Origin of the sequence: Chromohalobacter sp. HP20-39, from assembly GCF_033052815.1 — a bacterium.
GTDB lineage: Bacteria > Pseudomonadota > Gammaproteobacteria > Pseudomonadales > Halomonadaceae > Chromohalobacter.
Window position 1 is genome coordinate 1 of the sequence record NZ_JAWHTP010000312.1, and the last position, 350, is coordinate 350.

Genomic DNA, 350 nt, shown 5'->3' on the forward strand with positions numbered 1-350 from the left:
GGATCGCTTTGATGTCGTTTACGCTCAGAGTGGGTTTGTAGGCCAGCAGCAGCGCGGCAACGCCCGCCACCTGCGGCGTGGCCATCGAGGTGCCCATTTCGCTCTTATACGTATTGGTGTCAGTGCCCGGGGTGGTTAGGCTGGCATTGGAGATTGAACGGATTTTGATGCCGCTACCCGCGATGACCGTGCCTGAGCCACCGCCCGGCGCGCTGAGGGTTGTGCCGGTGCCGACGTTGGCGTAGTTGGCGTTGTCGCCGCCGATGGTGTGCGCCGTGACCGCGACTACGCCGCTGCAGTTGGCTGGTGAGCCGATGGTCGGAGCACCGTCGTTCCCGGTTGCCACCACG

General features: G+C 64.3%; 1 protein-coding gene. It reads right to left on the bottom strand.

Annotated features, from left to right (window positions below; translation table 11 throughout):
- A partial coding sequence (locus tag RVY79_RS18135; protein WP_317465920.1) for a S8 family serine peptidase occupies nt 1-350 on the bottom strand: 350 nt, incomplete at both ends.